Genomic DNA, 1020 nt, shown 5'->3' with positions numbered 1-1020 from the left:
ATATCCGCAGCTTCGGTGACTGGCTTAGCCCCGTTACATCTTCCGCGCAGGACGACTCGATCAGTGAGCTATTACGCTTTCTTTAAATGATGGCTGCTTCTAAGCCAACATCCTGACTGTTTTAGCCTTCCCACTTCGTTTTCCACTTAGCCAATCTTTGGGACCTTAGCTGGCGGTCTGGGTTGTTTCCCTCTTGACGCCGGACGTTAGCACCCGACGTCTGTCTCCCAAGCTCGCACTCATCGGTATTCGGAGTTTGCAATGGTTTGGTAATTCGCAATGAACCCCTAGCCATAACAGTGCTCTACCCCCGATGGTGATACTTGAGGCACTACCTAAATAGTTTTCGGAGAGAACCAGCTATTTCCAAGTTTGTTTAGCCTTTCACCCCTACCCACAGCTCATCCCCTAATTTTTCAACATTAGTGGGTTCGGACCTCCAGGGCGTGTTACCGCACCTTCATCCTGGCCATGAGTAGATCACTTGGTTTCGGGTCTACACCCAGCGACTGTCGCCCTGTTCGGACTCGATTTCTCTACGGCTTCCCTATACGGTTAACCTTGCCACTGAATGTAAGTCGCTGACCCATTATACAAAAGGTACGCAGTCACGGAACAAGTCCGCTCCTACTGTTTGTATGCACACGGTTTCAGGATCTATTTCACTCCCCTCCCGGGGTTCTTTTCGCCTTTCCCTCACGGTACTGGTTCACTATCGGTCGATTACGAGTATTTAGCCTTGGAGGATGGTCCCCCCATGTTCAGACAGGATTTCTCGTGTCCCGCCCTACTTGTCGCATACTTAGTTCCACACATCGCATTTCGTGTAAGGGGCTATCACCCTCTATGGCCAGCGTTTCCAAGCTGTTCCACTATGCGTCGTGCTAAATCATGCAGGCTCATCCCATTTCGCTCGCCACTACTTTGGGAATCTCGGTTGATTTATTTTCCTGCAGCTACTTAGATGTTTCAGTTCGCCGCGTTCGCTTTGCAACCCTATGTATTCAGGTTGCAATGACC

At 50.2% G+C, this 1020-nt stretch carries 1 rRNA gene; it reads right to left on the bottom strand.

Annotation, left to right across the window (positions count from 1 at the left end):
• Nucleotides 1–1020 (bottom strand): 23S ribosomal RNA (locus ACP7BZ_RS22940); the annotation flags it as partial.

This window comes from Massilia sp. PWRC2, from assembly GCF_049896725.1.
Lineage (GTDB): Bacteria > Pseudomonadota > Gammaproteobacteria > Burkholderiales > Burkholderiaceae_D > JAFCUW01.
The sequence above is the reverse complement of the archived record's forward strand: the minus strand, read 5'-3'. Positions and strand labels throughout refer to the sequence as shown.